This is a genomic window from Bathymodiolus platifrons methanotrophic gill symbiont (assembly GCF_002189065.1).
Lineage (GTDB): Bacteria > Pseudomonadota > Gammaproteobacteria > Methylococcales > Methylomonadaceae > Methyloprofundus.
Genome location: NZ_BDMN01000080.1, coordinates 26657 through 44803 on the forward strand (window position 1 = coordinate 26657; position 18147 = coordinate 44803).

Genomic DNA, 18147 nt, shown 5'->3' on the forward strand with positions numbered 1-18147 from the left:
GAAAAGTTTAAATTTAATATAATGGACGGCTAACTTAAAATCTTACAAAAAGATAATAAATATGAAAACATTTAGCGCAAAACCAGCGGAAGTAAAGCGCGATTGGTATGTGATTGATGCAGAGGGTAAGACGCTTGGACGTCTGGCTACCGAAGTTGCACGACGCCTTCGCGGTAAGCATAAGCCAGAATATACACCTCATGTAGATACAGGTGATTATATTATCGTCATTAATGCTGAGAAAATCGGCGTGACAGGTAATAAAGAAAAAGACAAAATGTACTATCATCACACAGGTTACATTGGTAACTTGAAAAGTGTTAGTTTAGGTAAATTAAGACAAACTTTTCCAGATCGCATTATCAATAATGCAGTTCAAGGAATGTTGCCAAGGAACCCTCTGGGTCGTGCAATGTTTAAAAAGTTAAAAGTGTATGCGGGCCCTGAACATGGTCATCAAGCTCAACAACCTAAAGTTTTAGAACTTTAGGCAACTAACAGGTTAATATCATGGCAGAAGCTCAATATTACGGAACAGGACGACGCAAAAGTGCGATAGCACGTGTGTATGCTAAATCAGGTTCTGGAAAATTTACAGTTAACGATAAAGCAATTGACGTTTATTTCGGTCGTAAAACCGATGAGATGGTTTCTCGTTCACCGTTAGAATTATTAGAATTAAATGATAAATTCGACATCAATGTTGTGGTTAAAGGCAGCGGCCCTTCAGGGCAGGCTGGTGCAATCCGTCACGGTGTAACTCGCGCATTATTGGAATATGATGAAACATTGCGTCCTGAGTTAAGAAAAGCAGGATTTGTTACGCGTGATTCACGTAAAGTGGAGCGTAAGAAAGTTGGTTTACATAAAGCGAGAAAACGTCCTCAGTATTCAAAACGTTAATCGTTTTATCGATATGCTTTGTTTATTATGGATTAGGTTCTGTTAAACTCAGTATGAATCGATCAGCAAAAAAGGGTTGTAATTATTTGATTACAGCCCTTTTTTTATGGATTTTTATTAATATATTTCACATGATTAGTGCGAGAAGTATAATCATAAATATTTTCTCATACTTATCATATTTACTTTATTGCAATGAAAAGAGGAGTGCAATAGCTTTAGAGACTGTGAAAGTATTCAACAAAATCCCCCTCCTTAGTTAAGGAGGGGTTAGGGGAGGTTTGATATATTAAAACTAATCACGTAATATCAATAACATATGCTTTTATACGATCCCCCCTTCTCAAGGGGGGAGGCTAAAAGCATATACTTTCACAGTCTCTAAAGTTATTGCTGTTATAAAAAATGCTAAAGCTCTTTTACTCCTGTTTGTTTGCATAATTATTAGCTGTGTATGTTACTTTTCGTACATAGCAAATGTAGTGTTGTATGTGTTTTCGTCCTCTCGAAACCAAATGGCGCAAATTGATGAGCATGTAGTTTTAGGGTTTTGTTTCATCACACAGGTAGGGCTAAACCTCACTCCCCGATATTAAAAACAGGCGTATGGCTGAAAATGAATTTAGAAGTCGCGATCGAGCGATAGACTCTTTAAAAGTACCACCGCATTCAATTCAGGCAGAGCAATCCGTGCTCGGTGGCTTGATGCTGGATAATGAGCGCTGGGATACTGTTGCGGATAAAGTGAGCGAAGTTGATTTTTATCGCAAAGATCACCGACTTATTTTTCATGTTATTCAGGATTTAGCTGAAAAACAGATTCCTTTTGATGTAGTCACGATCTCTGAGGCGCTAGGTAAAATAAATGAACTGCAGGATGCAGGTGGTCTGGCTTATTTAAGTGTTCTGGCAAAAGACACGCCCAGTGCCGCAAATATTGTTGCTTATGCCAATATTGTGCGCGATCGTTCGGTATTAAGACAACTAATACATGTGGGCACAGATATTTCTGAGTCTGCGTTTAACCCGGAAGGTGTAACGACCAGTGATTTGCTGGAAGGTGCAGAAAAAAGCGTATTTGAAATTGCTGAGCAACGCCAAAAAGGTCAGGCAGGTTTTATTTCGATTAAGGATTTGCTGGGTACTGCCGTTGAGAAAATTGAAGTTCTATTTGAGCAAGAAGGAAGTATTACGGGGGCCAGCACTGGCTTTACCGACCTAGATGAAATGACTTCAGGTTTGCAGGCAGGTGATTTAATTATTGTTGCTGGTCGACCCTCAATGGGTAAAACCACGATTGCCATGAATATGGCAGAAAATGTTGCGGTAGGAAGTGGCTTGCCTGTTGCCGTATATAGTATGGAGATGCCGGGGGATTCACTGGCGATGCGTATGATGTCATCGCTGGGGCGTATCGATCAGCATAAAGTAAGAACCGGTAAACTAGATGATGATGAATGGCCACGATTAACCTCGGCCATTAATTTATTAGCTGAAACCAAGCTGTTTATCGATGATACTCCTGCATTGACCCCGAATGAAGTGCGTTCCAGAGCAAGACGATTAACTCGTGATCATGGCCAGCTAGGCTTGATTGTGCTGGATTACTTGCAGTTAATGCAGTCCCCCTCCAGTGGTGAAAGCCGGGTTGCACAGATATCTGATATTTCTCGAGGATTAAAAACTCTGGCGAAAGAATTGAATGTGCCAGTCGTTGCCTTATCCCAGTTAAACCGAAATCTGGAGCAACGTCCTAATAAGCGCCCGGTTATGTCCGATCTGCGTGAATCAGGAAGTATTGAGCAGGATGCCGATGTTATTATGTTTGTTTACCGGGATGAAGTGTATAACGAGGATAGCCCGGATAAAGGCATGGCTGAAATTATTATTGGTAAACAAAGAAATGGACCGATTGGTACAGTACGTCTTACCTTTCTGGGTAAATATACACGCTTTGAGAATTGTGTACATAATCCTTATGCCGATGGAGATTATGAGTGATCCAGGCGGCCGCGCATATTGAACTCAATATTAATGCTTTACGGCATAATGTACGCAAAGTAAGAGAGCTTGCCCCGAAATCAAATTTAATGGCGGTGATCAAGGCTAATGCTTATGGGCATGGCTTAATATGCGTGGCGAACTCTTTGACGGATGTTGTTGATGCCTTGGCCGTTGCCCGTATTGATGAAGGAATTCGTATTCGGGAAGCGGGTGTGCAAGGCAGAATTCTGGTCTTGCAAGGCTTCTCTCAGCTTGATGAGCTAGAATTATTACAGCGCTATCAGTTAGAGTCAGTTATTCATACAGAGCAGCAGCTTAGTATATTAGAATCAGCTATGTTGCAGCGTGCAATCTCCATCTGGATAAAAATTGATACGGGCATGAACCGCCTAGGCATTCGTCCTGAGCAATTTTCAGTCGTGTTGCAGCGGCTACAGCAATGCAGCGGAGTGCAGCCTGAAATTAACTTTATGACTCACTTTGCAAATGCGGATGATATTCAGGGTGATAAAACGACACGGCAATTACAGCTGTTTAATGAGGTAACTAAACTCAATGTTGGGCAAAGAAGTAGCGCGAATTCAGCTGCTATTATTGCCTGGCCTGAGACTCGTCAGGATTGGATAAGGCCCGGGCTGATGCTTTACGGCGCTTCCCCCTTGTTGCAGCAGACAGCTCAGCAATTAATGTTATTGCCGGTGATGAGCCTGTATTCGCAGGTTATTGCGCTTAAGCAAGTTAAAAAGGGTGAGGCAGTAGGTTATGGTGGTAGCTGGGTGGCGGATAAGGATACAAGTCTTGGAGTGGTCTCTATAGGCTATGGCGATGGCTACCCGCGTTATGCTAAGCAAGGTACCCCAGTATTAATCAATAATAAGCGTGTACCACTGGTTGGGCGAGTGTCTATGGACATGATCACTGTTGATTTAACGGAGCATACTGACATACAAGTGGGAGATCAGGTTTTATTGTGGGGCGATGGTCTGCCTGTTGAAGAGATTGCTGCCGGTGCAGAGACTATCCCCTATACTTTGCTTTGTGGTATTACTCGTAGGGTGCAGGTGATGGTTAAGGACTAAATATGGCTCCTGCCGAGTCTTCGTCAGGCTAAAGAAGCTGTGAAAGTATGAGTTTTTAGCCTCCCCCCTTGAGAAGGGGGGGTCGTATAAAAACATAGATCATTGATGTTGCGTGACTAGTTTTAATATACCAAACCTCCGCTAACTCCTTAACAAGTGGGGGGGGTGAATACTTTCGGGTATTATTAAGTCCGCATTTCTAAGTACATCTAAGAGAATAAATTTTTACCCGGAGGCAAAGAAGCAAATGAGAAACAGTTTCCCTATCATGCTTTTAATAGCAATGGTAGTCGCTGGTTGTGCAGAGTATAAAGTGCCGATTGCAATAGATAAGGAGCAGCACAGTAATCAAGAAAGCTACTTTATACCCGGGCTTGATCATGGCTTGATTCAATCTCCTATTAATATTTTATCTGCTGAAATAAAAGCTTCAAAGGGGCATGGAATTACCCTGCATTTTCAGGATAAAATCAATGCAATCAAAAATCTGGGGTATACGGTACAACTGGATTTTGATAAGGGTAGTACTGTTAGTAGTGATGGACGGGAGTATGAGTTAAAGCAAATGCACTTTCATACCCCGTCTGAGCATTTAATTGATGGCATGACATTTCCGATGGAATTACATATTGTCAACCAGGTACCTCCGCTAAACGAGAGTGATACACCGCATTATCTGGTTATTGCTGCATTATTTAAAATGGGGAAAGAAAACAAATTTATTAGTGAGTTTTTAAATAAGATTCCAAAACAGGAAAATACTAAAGCTGAACTTCAAACTGGCGAAGTCAAATTGAGTGATATTTTTAGTGATTTTTTAAGCACCACCCCAAGCTTTTATCATTACCGGGGCTCGTTAACTACCAAGCCTTATACCGAAAGTGTCAGCTGGTTTGTGCTTAAGCGTATTATTGAAGCATCGCCAGAGCAAATCCGTACGATTAATAAAATTGAAGGCGATAATGCGCGGCACATACAAAATAAATTTGGAAGAACGATTGATTAAGTTAAAAAAGGGTTAATAAACGGCAATGAAGCAGATATTCCAAATACTGAAAAAAATCATTATAATTGTTTCCGCTATTTTGATCTATGGCTGTGCAGTTAACCCGGTGACAGGAAGTCATGAAATAGTTTTAATGTCGGTTGAAGGCGAAAAGCAACTTGGAGAAGAAAATGCCAGGCAAGTAGCCGAGCAAATGGGTTTATTTGATAACCCTGAATTAGTCAGCTATATACAATCAATTGGTCAGCGCCTGGCAGAAAAGTCACCTTATCAGGATGTTAATTATCAATTTCAGATTGTCGATCTTGAAGAACCGAATGCTTTTGCTCTGCCTGGAGGCTATGTCTATGTTAGTCGTGGCCTACTGGTCCTATTAAATTCTGAAGATGAACTGGCCGGTGTCATCGGTCATGAGATTGGCCATGTTGCAGCGCGTCATTCTGTACAGCGTTTAACACGTGCTGCTCCGATAGGGCTAGTCACGGGAATAACATCAGCTGCAGTAGGTATAGTTAGCCCCTTTCTTGCGCATACTGTGTCAGGGGCCGGCTCGCTACTTAATTCGACAATTCTTGCGCCTTATAGTCGAACACAAGAAAACGACGCTGATGCGATAGGGCAGTTGCTGGCAATTAAATCGGGATGGACCCCTGAAGGTATTACTACTTTTCTTAACACTCTGGATCGCGAAACAGAAAGAAAGGGGCAGGAGGGAGATCAGTTCTCCTTTTTTGCCACACATCCGTCGACGCCAAAACGAGTTAAAGCAACTGAAGTAAGGGCGGTCGAGTTAAATGCAGAGAAAAAGTTTCAGCAGAAACGTTATTTGATCGCAAAAAATCATAAAGCCTTCCTAAATAAATTTAATGGTTTATCGTTGGTTCTGATGCTAGACAGGGGGTGATTGTCGAGCAGGATTTTCTACACCCAACAATGAATATTGGGCTTACTTTTCCAGGTGACTGGAAAATATCTAACCAGCCTCAATATGTGTCAGCAGTTAACAAACAGAAAGATGGCTTATTAATATTGGAGCTTCAGGGTGAAGGAAATGATCCGGTTAAGGCCGCCCATGACTTTCTTAATAAGGCAAAAATAGCTAATCAGTCAGTAAGCTGAGTATTGGAGGGTTTTCAGCTAGTCAGGTAACTATTAATAAGAGCAGGCAAGAGGCTATAATCACCTGGGTTGCCTTTCAGAAACAGATGTTTCGATTGACCTCAATCAATAAAAATCTGGCAGCAACAAACAAACCGCCGGGATATTAAAAAATCTATTGCTACTTTTCATCAGCTAAGGTCTAAAGAAAAGATGAAAATTAAGCAGCAAAGGCTACGTATCATCTCTGCCAGATCAGGGGAAAGTATTTCGGCATTATTGAAGCGGGTAGGTAGTGAATGGGATAAAGAAAGCTGTGCAATTGCTAATAATCTGCAGGCAGATGTTTCTCTTAAAAAAGGGCAGCTGATTAAAGTGGTGATTTCTGAGCCATTTAAATATGGTAGTACTGAGATTACGAGATAGAATCCACCTAATGAAGACAGTGAGGTTAAGAAATTGAAACCACCATCACTTACCTATGATGTGACTCGACGTATTCCCTCAATACACTGTCCATGCGCGTTTGCCAGCCTTTTCCAGTCGCTCTGAAATACTCTAAGACTTCGGGTGATAGACGGATATTGATTGGCTTTTTTGGGTTGTTTGACATGGGGCGCCCCACTGATGCCTTGACTGCGCTTTCCAGTTCTGAAAATTCCGTAACTGGTTTTAATTGAGCCAATTCTTCATCAGAAAGATAGGTACCATCGGCAAGTGCCTGTCTAGTGATTTCAGCATCTTCCGTGTCGTTTGGAAGTTTTATTTTTCTGCCTGATTTAGTGGTTACGAACATAATAATTCACCTCTCGCTTATTAGCCTTACGAAAACTGATAACACGGATAACATCAGCCCTAATGGTAAATGTCAGATGATAAAGACGGTCTAAAATAAACCCCAGTGCATTAAAGCGTGGTTCACCATATTGTTGGCGAATATCTATTCGAATGATAGCCGTATCAAGCTCAAACTCTGCGGCTAGTTCGAAGGATAACCCTCTTTCAAGCCTATTGTTTTCACTTTTAATTGGGTCATATTCAATTTTCATGGATTTTTATTGTATATACGTTTATTGTTATTGTAAATACAATAATCTTGGGGGAATTCGTTGAGAATGGTCAGCAGAATTAAATGTTAGGTTAGGCCTGACTAAAAATACTCATATATCTAAGGTTTGTCTTTCAGTTTGAAATTATCCAATGCTGTCATATCTGTTTGCTCTATTAGCAAGCGCTGCCCATTAATAAGAGCCTGTTTTTTGTATGATAGACCTTCTTGTCGGGCGCGCAGGATATAGCCGCTTAACCCGCTTCCTGATGCCACCAAAAGCATTACACCGATAGTGACCAACTGGCTGAATATCATAATACCTCCCGCACCAACAGCCGTAGCAAAAGCTACGCCTACCTTGAAATTTGCTTTTGCATGGGCTTTTCTGGTTGCTTTTTCAATCTTCTTATAGCTTTCTGCAAGAATGTCACTTTTCTCTCGTTCGGCATCCAGTAGTATTCTTTCGCGTTCGCGTGCATGCATATCCTGCATTTGAGATTTTTCTTCAATTGCGCTGGCTTTTTCTTCTCCGGCCTCCTTTAAAAAGCTTTCTCTGTCCTGTGCGTGCTGCTCGCGTAGGACGGTCTGCTGGTCGTGAAAAATATTACGTGCAATGGATGAAAACCAGAATGCTGACAAAATAGCACTTATAAATGCAATCATTGCGAGCACAATAATGAGTTGAAAATCATGTGACCCATTAAGAGCCATCACTATCAGGCCGCCTGTTACCAGTTGTATTAAGATAATGCCGGGTAAAAATTTAAACATAATGTCAGTCTAGTTGTTTATAGTGCTTTATAGCGGTCAGTTGCGAATTCTAGGTTAAACAAAGCTTTCATCCAGCAGTTCTATCCAGTGCTTAACAGGAATGCTCGCCTGGCTTTGCAGGTGTAATTGACAGCCTATATTTGCTGTGACTATCAGTTCAGGCTGGTGTCTTTGTAAATTTGTCAGTTTGTTATATAAGAGCTGCTGCGCTAAATCAGCCTGTAAAATGGAATAAGTGCCTGCTGAGCCACAGCATAAATGTGTATCATCAACAGCGCTAAGTTCAAAACCACAACGCTTAAGAATAGACTCAACAACACCATCAAGTTGCTGGCCATGTTGTAGTGTGCATGGGCTTTGGAATGCAATATTCTTAATAGATGGTTTAATGCGGCTTAGGGGTAATTCTTCTTGCAAAAGGATTTCGCTGATATCTTTGGCAAGCTCACTAATTTTTTGTGCTTTATCTGCATAATGTTCGTCTTGTTTTAAATGATAGCCATATTCTTTTACCATGGCACCACAGCCGCTGGCTGTAATGATGATTGCTGTGATACCTTGTTCGATATAAGGCCACCAGGCATCAATATTTCGGCGCATAAAATTTAATGCTTCCTGTTGTGCGGATAAATGCTGGCTGACTGCGCCACAACAGCCAGCTTTGTCAGGAGCAATAAGCGTAATGCCGAGCTTGCGTAGAATATTTGCCGTAGTTGAATTGGTATTGGTATTGGGGGTAGTAACAGATTGTATGCAGCCTTCTAGGATTAGCATTTTTCGTGCTTGTCCTGAGTTTTCCGGAATATAAGCAGGCCATGTGCTGGTTTTTTGCCTGCCAGGTATCTGTCGCTTTAATGACTGGGGTAGCAGAGGTTTAAGTTGTCGACCGATTGTTAATAAAATAGTAACCCGGGATGGATAAGGTAAAATTTTTCTTAGCTGAAGTTTCCCAATAATTATTTATGGTAAAATTGAAACTATGCTAACTTATTTTTTTCACAAAGTGAGTCATAAAATTTCTTCATCGACTTTTCGATATTTTTTTTATAAGGAAATGACATAAGACAACCACTGAGTAATAAACTGAAGTTTCCCAATAATTATTTATGGTAAAATTGAAACTATGCTACAACTATATGAAAAAAATAGTCTTTTCATTCGTTTCAAATGCTATTGCCTAAGGGGAATTAAGTAGGGGTTTGCTATAAACATGGCAAAACCACCTAAAATAAACCTCGATACACCAGCATTGTGTATTTCAGCTACTCAATAATTGGGAAACTTCAGTTTCTTAGTATAAGGCGTATTATTCGGCTTATGACTTGGGCGCGTCGTTTTATCTTCTATTAATTGGCGCCCTATGTCGACTAATCGGCCATACTGTACGCCAGATGGGCAACTAGTTTCACAGGCGCGACAGCTTAAACAGCGATCTAAATGTAACTGTGTTTTGCTGCTTACCGAATGTCCTTCGATGATTTGTTTTATTAAATAAATGCGGCCTCTGGGGCCGTCGCGTTCATCACCTAATAATTGATAAGTAGGGCAGGTAGCAGTGCAGAACCCACAATGCACGCAGGAACGTATAATATTATCTGCTTCCTGGCCTAGTGCTGATTTTAAAAAATATTCTGTTGTCTGGGTTTGCATAAAAGAATTAATTTAAAAGTCAGCATACATACGACCTATATTAAATAGTCCATGCGGATCAAAAGCCAGTTTTAATCGTTGATGCAATTTTAATAGAGGTGTGGGTAAAGGGTGAAAGATATCGTTGCGCTCGCCTAGGCTGCGAAACAGAGTGGCGTGGCCGCCTGATAAGTTAGGCTCAGAACGGATTGATTGCAGATCTAGGTCGCTTTTTAACCAGCGTAATGCGCCGCCCCATTCATAAAGATAGTCACCTTCCAAAGGTAAGGCGGGTGTGTTGGATGCTAATGAAATGCGCCATAAAGCTTGCGTGCTATGGAAAAAAGGGTGTGTCTGCTCTGTTACTGAAGTTTCCCAATAATTATTTATGGTAAAATTGAAACTATGCTATTTAATAGAGGTGTGGGTAAAGGGTGAAAGATATCGTTGCGCTCGCCTAGGCTGCGAAACAGAGTGGCGTGGCCGCCTGATAAGTTAGGCTCAGAACGGATTGATTGCAGATCTAGGTCGCTTTTTAACCAGCGTAATGCGCCGCCCCATTCATAAAGATAGTCACCTTCCAAAGGTAAGGCGGGTGTGTTGGATGCTAATGAAATGCGCCATAAAGCTTGCGTGCTATGGAAAAAAGGGTGTGTCTGCTCTGTTATTGATTGCCAGAAATTGTGCGCCTGTTTTAATATTTCTCCTCCGATCGATTGCTGAGCATTATCAATGGCTTTCTCGGTGCCGGACAGGCGAATATAAAGTTTGTCTTGATAAAAGCAGCTGGCACTGATGGGTAAGGGAAGTTGGGACCATTGATGAAGTTTTAGCAGGGCTGCATCTATGGATGTTTGTTGCATAAGGGTTATTTCAGCTTCTGGCATAGGCACTATTTTTAGGGAGGCTTCCAGTATTACTCCTAGTGTTCCTAGTGCTCCTGTCATTAGACGAGAAATATCATAGCCGGCAACATTTTTTATGACTTCGCCACCAAAAGATAATATTTCAGCTTTGCCGTTGAGCACAGTAGTACCTAATACATAGTCTCGGGCAGCGCCACTATATGCACGGCGTGGTCCGGAAAAATTACCTGCAAGAGTACCTCCTAAAGTGGTTTTTTCATGATAGGCAGGGGGTTCAAATGCTAGCATTTGCCTATTTTCTGCCAGAACTTGTTGTAATATTTTTAAGGGTGTCCCTGAGCGAGCTTTAATAACCAGCTCTGTCGGTTCATAGCTAATAATGCCCTGGTGTTCTGCAAGGCTTAAGAGCTTATCAGCAGTAACATTGCGTCCATAAAAATCTTTTGATCCGCCGGCTTTAATGGTAAAGGTTTTATTTGTATTGATGGCTTGCAGAACTGTGTCCTGTATCTGTTTGCTTAGGTCGTTTTGAGTGGAATGCATTAAAAACGCTCCAGCTCAGGGTGAGGAAGTTTTCCATCATGTATGTGCATGGCACCAAATTCAGCACAGCGATGTAAAGTTGGTATTGCCTTGCCTGGGTTTAATAAGGATTTAGGGTCAAATGCTGCTTTGACTGCATGAAATTGATTGAGCTCCGTGAGTTCAAATTGCACGCACATCTGATTTAATTTTTCCATGCCTACGCCGTGTTCACCTGTGATAGTGCCGCCAACTTTAATGCACAGCTCGAGGATATTAGCGCCAAAATCCTCTGCTCGTTGCAGCTCGCCTGGAATATTAGCATCATAAAGAATTAAAGGGTGTAAATTACCATCGCCCGCATGAAAAACATTAGCAATAGCAAGCCCATATTGTTGTGACATTTCAGTCATTTCCAGCAATACATGAGCCAGTTTTTTGCGTGGAATAGTGCCGTCCATACAATAATAATCAGGAGAAATGCGACCTACTGCCGGGAAGGCAGATTTACGGCCTTTCCAGAATGTGATGCCTTGCTGTTCATCTCTTGCAGTACGCACTTCAGTGGCACCACTGGTGATTAAAATTTCATGTACTGCCAGGGTATGAGTGTCAACTTCGCCTCGATTACCATCGAGTTCACATAATAAAATGGCAGCAGCATTTTTTGGGTACCCTGCATGGACAAAATCTTCAGCGGCTTGAATAGCTAGTTTATCCATCATCTCCAAGCCAGCAGGTATAATTCCGGCTGAAATAATATTGGCGACAGCTGCTCCTGCTTTGCTTACATCATCAAATGCAGCTAATAATGTTTGCGTGCATTCTGGTTTGGGTAATAATTTTACAGTGACTTCGACAATGACGCCGAGCATACCCTCGGAGCCAGTCATTAAAGCCAGTAAATCATAGCCGGGAGTATCTAATCCATTGCCACCTAGGGTAATGAGTTGACCCTCAATACTGACAATTTTTATTTGCTGAATATTGTGTACTGTTAAGCCATATTTTAAGCAGTGTACACCGCCAGAATTTTCAGCTACATTACCGCCGATAGTGCAGGCAATTTGTGAGGAAGGGTCAGGTGCATAATATAAACCAAGGTGTTTAACTGCTTGTGAGATTTCTAGATTACGTACGCCTGGCTGCACACGGGCAGTGCGGAGTTCCTGATCAATGGAAATAATGTTTTTTAGTTTTGTCAGGCAAAGTAACAGCCCCTGTGCGTGAGGTAATGCACCTCCAGACAAACCTGTTCCTGCTCCTCTGGCTACCACAGGAAGGTCAACTTTATTACATAGGCGTAATATGTCCTGCACTTGTTTTACTGTGTCGGGTAAAACGACAAGCAAAGGTAACTGGCGGTATGCAGCCAGACCGTCACATTCGAATGGCCGTAAATCTTCTTCCTGATATAGAACAGCTTCTGCAGGAAGAATTTCCAGAAATTGCTTGAGTAATTGCTGGAAATTAATGTTTGCTTTTATCGCTGTTTGCTTCATAGCTATAGGATATACTTAAGTTTAATGCTTAGGAATGCGGGTTTAATAATGTCCGAAAGTCTACTCTCTAATGTAGCCTGTATGGAGCTTGCGTAATACAGGAAGAGCGGCGTACTTACTTTCCCGTATTCCGCCAGCTCCATACGGGCTACAAAACGTTTTGGATTTATTAAACTTTGACTCCTAAGGAGTGCACACGGAATAACTTCGACAACTTGCTTGTCTTTTTATACGTCTTCTGCGCCTTAAATATGAATCAAACACTGCGCCAGATGCCTAACTTATTCCGTGCGCGTTCCATAGTGAATTAGTATAGAGAAATATAAAATTAAGATAATAAATGGCTGAATTATAAATTATTTCTGGTAAATTGATCAAAATTCTCATATAGTAGACAAAGCTACAGGTTTTGTAATTGGCAGTAATGGTTGTTCCCACCGTGTTACCCCCTTCTGGTTTCCCCGTTTCACTAGCTGTACGCACACCCTATTTGTTTAATTTATTTTCAGGTGAAAAGTTTCATGGCTACAGGTACAGTAAAGTGGTTTAACGAGGCCAAAGGTTTTGGTTTTATTTCTCAAGATGATGGCGGTGCAGATGTATTCGTTCATTTTAGTGCTATCCAGGGTTCTGGATTTAAAACTTTAAATGAAGATCAAGCAGTTGCTTATGAAGTAGAAGATGGTCCTAAAGGCCCTCAGGCTACGAGTGTTACAGCGGCCTAAGGCGTCACGCCTTAGATACGCAGAACCCCGCTCCGGCGGGGTTCTTTTTTTGTGGCTTAATTTATTTAACCCTCCTACATACTCGCAAAGGGAAAAGAATTGAAAAAACTATTTGTTGGAAATTTGTCTGCTAGCACAAGTGAAACTGATCTTGAGGCTTTGTTTGCTGAATTTGGTAAAGTACGTTCACTTAAACTTGTGACTGATGTATTTTCCGGGCAGTGCAAAGGCTTTGGTTTTATCGAAATGGAAGGACATGAAGCGCGTGCTGCAATTGCTGGGCTTGATGGTAAAGATTTTAACGGTAAGCCGTTAAAAGTTGGTTTCGAGACTGCTAAGGCAGGACGTCGGGGCCGTTAATACAGGCAAAGGCACTATTAGCCCCAGGCAATTTAATTATTAGAGTTAAGAAACTCCAGTAAAGGTTTGGTTATTCTATTTGCGTAGAAATATCAGGCGCAATGAGATTGGGTGGGGCATAGGTGAAATATCCAATCTACAGAGTCTTGTCGAGATACAGGCTATCCCAAAGCTTACATCAGCTGCAAAAGTTCATCTAAAATTGTGCCATTACTGGCTAGAATATGCTTAGGGAATACACCGTTATTACCTTTGAAATCAGTTATCGTACCACCTGCTTCAAGTACGATTAAGGCACCTGCAGCAACATCATACAAATTTAATTCCTGCTCCCAGAAAGCATCAACTTGCCCGTCGGCAACTAAGCATAAATCCATTGCAGCTGAACCAAAACGACGTTGTCCCGTTGTTTTTTGTGCAATTCTGCAAAAGCGTTCCAGGTTGTTTTCTTCCAGATAAGAGCGTAAGCAGGCAAATCCTGTTGCAATCATCGAGTTTCCTAAGTCAGTTTCGCTGGAAACATTGATTTTCTGGCCATTTTTAAAGGCGCCATGGCCTTTTTTAGCGCAGTAATAAACATTTAATGCGGGCGCGTAAACCGCACCAAAAATCAGTTCATCATCAATTTCTAGTGCGACACTGATGGACCAAAAATATTGTCCTTTAGCAAACGAGTGGGTGCCGTCAATTGGGTCAACAACCCATCGTTGAGTCTGGTTTTCGCTTTGTCCGCTTTCTTCTCCCCAAAATCCATACTCAGGGTAATGCTGGGCGAGAGCCTGTTTTAAAAACTTTTCAACGGCGATATCTGCTGCAGTAACAAAGTCACGCGGGCTTTTTTGTGAAACTTCCAGGTTTTGTAGGTCATTAAATTGACTTAGGGCGATTTCTCCGGCCTCGCGGACGATGGTTTCAAGTGTTTGTAGTGATACTGGCATTTGTAGATGGCTCGTGTGAGAGGTTATGTAGGGAAAGTGTAGGACACACTTTTGCATTACTATATGGGGCGCAGGTCTTTAGGGGGTGTAAAAGTATCTGCTTTTAGCCTCAATCCCCCCTTGAGAAGGGGGGATTGAGGGGGGGGGGGCGTATAACAACATATATCAAACCTCCCCTGGCCCCTCCTTAACTAAGGAGGGGGATTATATTGCATACTTTTACCGTCTTTAAAGAACCGTGCTCCATATTATGCTCAAGTGTGTCGTGCGTATTCCTTAAAATAAAGGGAGTAGGTTTTTGCTCGCACTATGTAGCAATGCATATAGGCTAAAGACAACTCCCCGAGGTTAAAAAATATTAATCAGATTATAACATAACAGACTATTGGTTATGCTTGATGCTGTGGGCTGTAGAAAGAACGCGTGTGATTTTTTCAGCAATAGTTTGAATGAAAAAATATTTTAATATATTATTAAGTTGTTATGTAGATTGTTGTCATTTTCAACCTAGAAAAACCAGTTAAACGCGAATTTATAGTGCAAGGTATTGCTTGCACAGTGCTTTAAAAAAATCTTAGCTTCACCCATAGGTTAAGCGGGCATTTTTTTGAAGTGCTGTGGGATCAAAAGCTTGTGCTAGAAACCGTGGGCAACTGATTTTTCTAGGTTTAATGGATACAATGGCAACTGTTTTTAAATTATGGCAATTATTTTTGTCTAAAGGGAGGCAGTAAATGAGTGATTTAAGTGCGGAGAGTTTAGGGTTAAAAAGTGTTGGAAGTGTCTATCATAATTTGAGCTATGATGAGCTTTTTGAGCATGAACTCAATAACAAGGAAGGGCGTGTAGCAAGCAGTGGTACGATAATGATCGATACGGGGAAGTTTACCGGGCGATCACCAAAAGATAAATACTTTGTACAGCTGGACCTTCTCAAGAATACATTGCCTGGGGTGAGGTGAATAAGCCGGTCTCTGTGGAAATATTTGATGAGCTTTATGATGAAGTGATTGATTACCTTTCGGGTAAAGACCTGTATGTAACCGATGGTTATGCAGGAGCAAGTGGTGATACGCGAATATCAGCCCGGTTTATTACCGAATTTGCCTGGCAGTCTCATTTTGTCAAAAATATGTTTCTTCGTCCTGAGCTGCAGGAGTTAGCAAATTTTGCACCTGACTTTCGTGTTTATAATGCCAGCAATCTTACTAATACAAAATGGCAGGGGCATGGGCTGAATTCCGAAGTTTTTGTGATTTTTAATATAGAAAAAAATATCGCTATCATTGGTGGCACCTGGTATGGAGGGGAAATGAAGAAGGGTATCTTCACCATGATGAACTACTGGTTGCCTTTAAAGGGTATTTTATCCATGCACTGTAGTGCAAATGTTTGTGCAGACGATGAAGTAACCATATTCTTTGGTCTTTCAGGGACTGGCAAAACAACGCTATCCACCGATGCAAATCGCCAATTAATAGGCGATGATGAGCATGGTTGGGATGAAAGTGGAATCTTCAATTTTGAAGGGGGTTGTTACGCAAAAACCATAGGGCTCTCTGAAGAGAGTGAGCCAGAAATTCATGGGGCTATTAAACGTCATGCATTGCTGGAAAATGTGGTGGCAGACGATGATGGAGTTGTTGACTATTTTGATAATTCGAAGACGGAAAATACCCGGGGTTCTTACCCTATTGAACATATAGATAACCATCGTCCAGGCTTGAAAGGCGGAATGCCCAAAAGCATTATCTTTTTAACTTGCGATGCTTTTGGTGTTTTGCCACCTGTTTCCAAGCTAAATAAAGAGCAGGCTATGTATTACTTTTTGTCTGGCTATACTGCTAAAGTGGCGGGAACTGAACGAGGGGTTACTGAGCCAAAAGCGACATTTTCTGCCTGTTTCGGGGAAGCTTTTTTGCCGTTGCACCCAACTATTTATGCTCAGTTACTGGGTGAGAAAATGGAGCGCTATGGTGTTCGTGCTTATCTGGTAAATACTGGCTGGGCTGGTGGTGGTTATGGTGTTGGCGAGCGTATGAGTATTCAGGCGACTCGCGCCTGTGTTAATAGTATTTTAGATGGCAGTATTCATGATGCTGAGTTTGAAAATGTGCCGCTATTTAACTTATGTGTACCTAAAACTCTGCAAGATGTCGATGCCAAGCTTCTTAATCCGCGAAATGCATGGTCTGATAAAGCTGCTTATGATGTAACGGCGACCAAATTAGCTGGTATGTTTATAAATAACTTTGAAAAATATAAAGATGCAACGGGTAACTTTGACTATTCCAAAGCGGGACCGCAAGTGTAATTAAATAAATCCACAGAAAGGGAGGGCTAATTATTTACTGAAGTTTCCCAATTATTGAGTAGCTGAAATACACAATGCTACATAGTTTCAATTTTACCATAAATAATTATTGGGAAACTTCAGATTATTTAGTCCTCCCTTTTTTATTGTCTGCTTGAGTGCGAATTCGATAGACGCACCCCTAAAAAATTTGTTATAGTTTCAAGAATTTTCGTGCATCTTTAGTGCATGAATAAACCTTTTACATTTATCTTTTGGAGAAAACTTGATGGCGATTAAAGTTGCAATTAATGGTTATGGCCGTATTGGTCGTAATGTTGTACGTGCTATATATGAAGCAAACCGTACAGGTGAAGTTGAAGTCGTTGCAATCAATGATTTAGGCGACGCAGAAACTAATGCACATTTAACGCAATATGATACTGTGCATGGAAAATTTCCTTTTGAAGTCAATGTAGAAGGCGATTATATTGTTATTAATGGCGATAAAATCAGAGTTTTAGCGGAAAGAGATCCAGCAAAACTTCCGTGGGCTGAGTTAGGTGTTGATGTAGTACATGAATGTACTGGTTTTTTTGCTACTAAAGAAAAAGCTTCTGCGCATTTAGCTGCAGGCGCTAAAAAAGTCATTATTTCTGCGCCAGGCGGAAAAGATGTTGATGCAACCATTGTTTATGGTGTTAATCATGAGATTTTAAAAGCATCTGATACTGTTATTTCTAATGCTTCTTGTACAACTAACTGTCTTGCTCCGTTAGTTAAGCCATTAATTGATGCTATCGGAATTGAAAGCGGCTTAATGACCACGATTCATTCATATACGAATGATCAGGTATTAACTGATGTCTATCATCCGGATTTACGCCGTGCACGTTCGGCCACTCAATCAATGATTCCTACAAAAACAGGGGCAGCAGCAGCAGTAGGTCTAGTGCTACCTGAAATGGCTGGTAAATTAGATGGTTTCGCAATGCGCGTACCTACTATAAATGTATCAGTGGTTGATTTAACTTTTGTTGCTTCAAGAGAGACAACTAAAGAAGAAATTGATCAGTTATTAGTGGCTGCATCAGAAGGTCCTTTAAAAGGTGTATTGAATATTAATACTAAGCCTTTAGTCTCAATGGATTTTAATCATGATCCAGCTTCATCTACTTATGAGTCAAGCTTGACTAAAGTAACTAATGGAACATTAGTTAAAGTACTGGCCTGGTACGATAACGAATGGGGCTTTTCAAATCGTATGATCGATACAACAATTGCCTTGATGAACGCAAAATAAACTTCTTATTAGAAGAAACGGGGGGCAGCAGTCCCCCTGTTTTTTCTGAGCTTAATTAACCCCCCGCCTTACAGTAGCTAGAATATTCAACTGTTTC

The 18147-nt window shown here is 41.2% G+C and carries 19 protein-coding genes and 2 pseudogenes; 12 read left to right on the top strand and 9 right to left on the bottom strand.

The window, feature by feature from the left end:
• The first annotated feature begins 61 nt into the window (after positions 1 to 61).
• From rplM to CDZ78_RS05355, 8 genes are all read left to right on the top strand, one after another.
• Entirely contained in the window at positions 62 to 490 is a 429-nt protein-coding gene (rplM, locus tag CDZ78_RS05320) for a 50S ribosomal protein L13 (RefSeq protein WP_087869068.1), read from the top strand.
• A gap of 20 nt (positions 491 to 510) precedes the next feature.
• Positions 511 to 903, top strand: coding sequence for a 30S ribosomal protein S9 (rpsI, locus tag CDZ78_RS05325; RefSeq protein WP_087869069.1), 393 nt, complete (start codon positions 511 to 513; stop codon positions 901 to 903).
• 606 nt (positions 904 to 1509) lie between these two features.
• On the top strand, positions 1510 to 2904 hold the full coding sequence (dnaB, locus tag CDZ78_RS05330; protein WP_087869070.1) for a replicative DNA helicase: 1395 nt from the start codon (positions 1510 to 1512) through the stop codon (positions 2902 to 2904).
• On the top strand, positions 2901 to 3986 hold the full coding sequence (gene alr / locus CDZ78_RS05335) for an alanine racemase (protein WP_307190459.1): 1086 nt from the start codon (positions 2901 to 2903) through the stop codon (positions 3984 to 3986). Before dnaB ends, alr begins: the two co-directional genes overlap by 4 nt.
• 268 nt (positions 3987 to 4254) lie before the next feature.
• Complete coding sequence (locus tag CDZ78_RS05340) at positions 4255 to 4992, top strand: carbonic anhydrase family protein (protein ID WP_167374186.1); 738 nt, start codon at positions 4255 to 4257, stop codon at positions 4990 to 4992.
• A gap of 25 nt (positions 4993 to 5017) precedes the next feature.
• The gene (locus CDZ78_RS05345; protein WP_087869072.1) at positions 5018 to 5896 is read left to right on the top strand and encodes a M48 family metallopeptidase; all 879 of its coding nucleotides are present in this window, start codon (positions 5018 to 5020) and stop codon (positions 5894 to 5896) included.
• Complete coding sequence (locus CDZ78_RS05350; protein ID WP_140413893.1) at positions 5893 to 6111, top strand: hypothetical protein; 219 nt, start codon at positions 5893 to 5895, stop codon at positions 6109 to 6111. The genes CDZ78_RS05345 and CDZ78_RS05350 overlap by 4 nt, the downstream gene beginning before the upstream one ends.
• Positions 6112 to 6303: 192 nt before the next feature.
• Positions 6304 to 6516: a hypothetical protein gene (locus CDZ78_RS05355; protein WP_087869074.1), complete on the top strand. Its 213-nt coding sequence runs from the start codon at positions 6304 to 6306 to the stop codon at positions 6514 to 6516.
• A 49-nt stretch (positions 6517 to 6565) separates the two neighbouring features.
• Here CDZ78_RS05355 and CDZ78_RS05360 read toward each other — a convergent pair whose 3' ends face one another.
• From CDZ78_RS05360 to CDZ78_RS05395, 8 genes and pseudogenes are all read right to left on the bottom strand, one after another.
• A complete protein-coding gene (locus tag CDZ78_RS05360) occupies positions 6566 to 6886 on the bottom strand; it encodes a BrnA antitoxin family protein (RefSeq protein WP_087869075.1) in 321 nt (106 codons plus the stop codon).
• The gene (locus tag CDZ78_RS05365) at positions 6870 to 7139 is read right to left on the bottom strand and encodes a BrnT family toxin (RefSeq protein WP_087869076.1); all 270 of its coding nucleotides are present in this window, start codon (positions 7137 to 7139) and stop codon (positions 6870 to 6872) included. Before CDZ78_RS05365 ends, CDZ78_RS05360 begins: the two co-directional genes overlap by 17 nt.
• 119 nt (positions 7140 to 7258) lie before the next feature.
• The gene (locus tag CDZ78_RS05370; RefSeq protein WP_087869077.1) at positions 7259 to 7912 is read right to left on the bottom strand and encodes an ABC transporter ATP-binding protein; all 654 of its coding nucleotides are present in this window, start codon (positions 7910 to 7912) and stop codon (positions 7259 to 7261) included.
• A gap of 54 nt (positions 7913 to 7966) precedes the next feature.
• On the bottom strand, positions 7967 to 8872 hold the full coding sequence (gene glcF, locus CDZ78_RS05375) for a glycolate oxidase subunit GlcF (RefSeq protein ID WP_087869078.1): 906 nt from the start codon (positions 8870 to 8872) through the stop codon (positions 7967 to 7969).
• 363 nt (positions 8873 to 9235) lie between these two features.
• Positions 9236 to 9562 (bottom strand): annotated as a pseudogene (locus CDZ78_RS05380) (4Fe-4S dicluster domain-containing protein); the annotation flags it as partial.
• Between the two features lie 12 nt (positions 9563 to 9574).
• The gene (locus CDZ78_RS05385) at positions 9575 to 9823 is read right to left on the bottom strand and encodes a glycolate oxidase subunit GlcE family protein (RefSeq protein ID WP_087869080.1); all 249 of its coding nucleotides are present in this window, start codon (positions 9821 to 9823) and stop codon (positions 9575 to 9577) included.
• Between the two features lie 104 nt (positions 9824 to 9927).
• Entirely contained in the window at positions 9928 to 10950 is a 1023-nt protein-coding gene (gene glcE, locus CDZ78_RS05390) for a glycolate oxidase subunit GlcE (protein ID WP_087869081.1), read from the bottom strand.
• Positions 10950 to 12431, bottom strand: a complete 1482-nt coding sequence (locus tag CDZ78_RS05395; protein ID WP_087869082.1) for an FAD-linked oxidase C-terminal domain-containing protein — start codon at positions 12429 to 12431, stop codon at positions 10950 to 10952. Before CDZ78_RS05395 ends, glcE begins: the two co-directional genes overlap by 1 nt.
• 521 nt (positions 12432 to 12952) lie before the next feature.
• Here CDZ78_RS05395 and CDZ78_RS05400 point away from each other — a divergent pair.
• Positions 12953 to 13156 carry a cold-shock protein gene (locus CDZ78_RS05400; protein WP_087869083.1) on the top strand — a complete coding sequence of 68 codons (204 nt, stop codon included), beginning with the start codon at positions 12953 to 12955 and terminating at the stop codon, positions 13154 to 13156.
• A gap of 99 nt (positions 13157 to 13255) precedes the next feature.
• Positions 13256 to 13516, top strand: a complete 261-nt coding sequence (locus tag CDZ78_RS05405; protein ID WP_087869084.1) for an RNA recognition motif domain-containing protein — start codon at positions 13256 to 13258, stop codon at positions 13514 to 13516.
• A gap of 173 nt (positions 13517 to 13689) precedes the next feature.
• On the opposite strand, the gene CDZ78_RS05410 is transcribed toward CDZ78_RS05405, so the two are convergent.
• Positions 13690 to 14454 (bottom strand): inositol monophosphatase family protein, encoded by a 765-nt coding sequence (locus tag CDZ78_RS05410; RefSeq protein ID WP_087869085.1) that lies wholly within the window; start codon positions 14452 to 14454, stop codon positions 13690 to 13692.
• Between the two features lie 734 nt (positions 14455 to 15188).
• On the opposite strand from CDZ78_RS05410, the pseudogene pckA reads away from it, so the two are divergent.
• A pseudogene (gene pckA, locus CDZ78_RS05415) lies at positions 15189 to 16768 on the top strand (phosphoenolpyruvate carboxykinase (ATP)).
• A 268-nt stretch (positions 16769 to 17036) separates the two neighbouring features.
• Positions 17037 to 18050: a type I glyceraldehyde-3-phosphate dehydrogenase gene (gap, locus tag CDZ78_RS05420; RefSeq protein WP_087869086.1), complete on the top strand. Its 1014-nt coding sequence runs from the start codon at positions 17037 to 17039 to the stop codon at positions 18048 to 18050.
• Positions 18051 to 18147 lie beyond the last annotated feature (97 nt).

What these genes read in the sequence shown, in the direction of transcription:
- CDZ78_RS05410 (WP_087869085.1), bottom strand. Translation starts at nt 14,454, where the DNA reads ATGCCAGTATCACTACAAACACTTGAAACCATCGTCCGCGAGGCCGGA.
- CDZ78_RS05365 (WP_087869076.1), bottom strand. Translation starts at nt 7,139, where the DNA reads ATGAAAATTGAATATGACCCAATTAAAAGTGAAAACAATAGGCTTGAA.
- CDZ78_RS05360 (WP_087869075.1), bottom strand. Translation starts at nt 6,886, where the DNA reads ATGTTCGTAACCACTAAATCAGGCAGAAAAATAAAACTTCCAAACGAC.
- rpsI (WP_087869069.1), top strand. Translation starts at nt 511, where the DNA reads ATGGCAGAAGCTCAATATTACGGAACAGGACGACGCAAAAGTGCGATA.
- CDZ78_RS05345 (WP_087869072.1), top strand. Translation starts at nt 5,018, where the DNA reads ATGAAGCAGATATTCCAAATACTGAAAAAAATCATTATAATTGTTTCC.
- CDZ78_RS05370 (WP_087869077.1), bottom strand. Translation starts at nt 7,912, where the DNA reads ATGTTTAAATTTTTACCCGGCATTATCTTAATACAACTGGTAACAGGC.
- glcE (WP_087869081.1), bottom strand. Translation starts at nt 10,950, where the DNA reads ATGCATTCCACTCAAAACGACCTAAGCAAACAGATACAGGACACAGTT.
- CDZ78_RS05340 (WP_167374186.1), top strand. Translation starts at nt 4,255, where the DNA reads ATGCTTTTAATAGCAATGGTAGTCGCTGGTTGTGCAGAGTATAAAGTG.
- dnaB (WP_087869070.1), top strand. Translation starts at nt 1,510, where the DNA reads ATGGCTGAAAATGAATTTAGAAGTCGCGATCGAGCGATAGACTCTTTA.
- CDZ78_RS05400 (WP_087869083.1), top strand. Translation starts at nt 12,953, where the DNA reads ATGGCTACAGGTACAGTAAAGTGGTTTAACGAGGCCAAAGGTTTTGGT.
- CDZ78_RS05395 (WP_087869082.1), bottom strand. Translation starts at nt 12,431, where the DNA reads ATGAAGCAAACAGCGATAAAAGCAAACATTAATTTCCAGCAATTACTC.
- gap (WP_087869086.1), top strand. Translation starts at nt 17,037, where the DNA reads ATGGCGATTAAAGTTGCAATTAATGGTTATGGCCGTATTGGTCGTAAT.
- rplM (WP_087869068.1), top strand. Translation starts at nt 62, where the DNA reads ATGAAAACATTTAGCGCAAAACCAGCGGAAGTAAAGCGCGATTGGTAT.
- CDZ78_RS05355 (WP_087869074.1), top strand. Translation starts at nt 6,304, where the DNA reads ATGAAAATTAAGCAGCAAAGGCTACGTATCATCTCTGCCAGATCAGGG.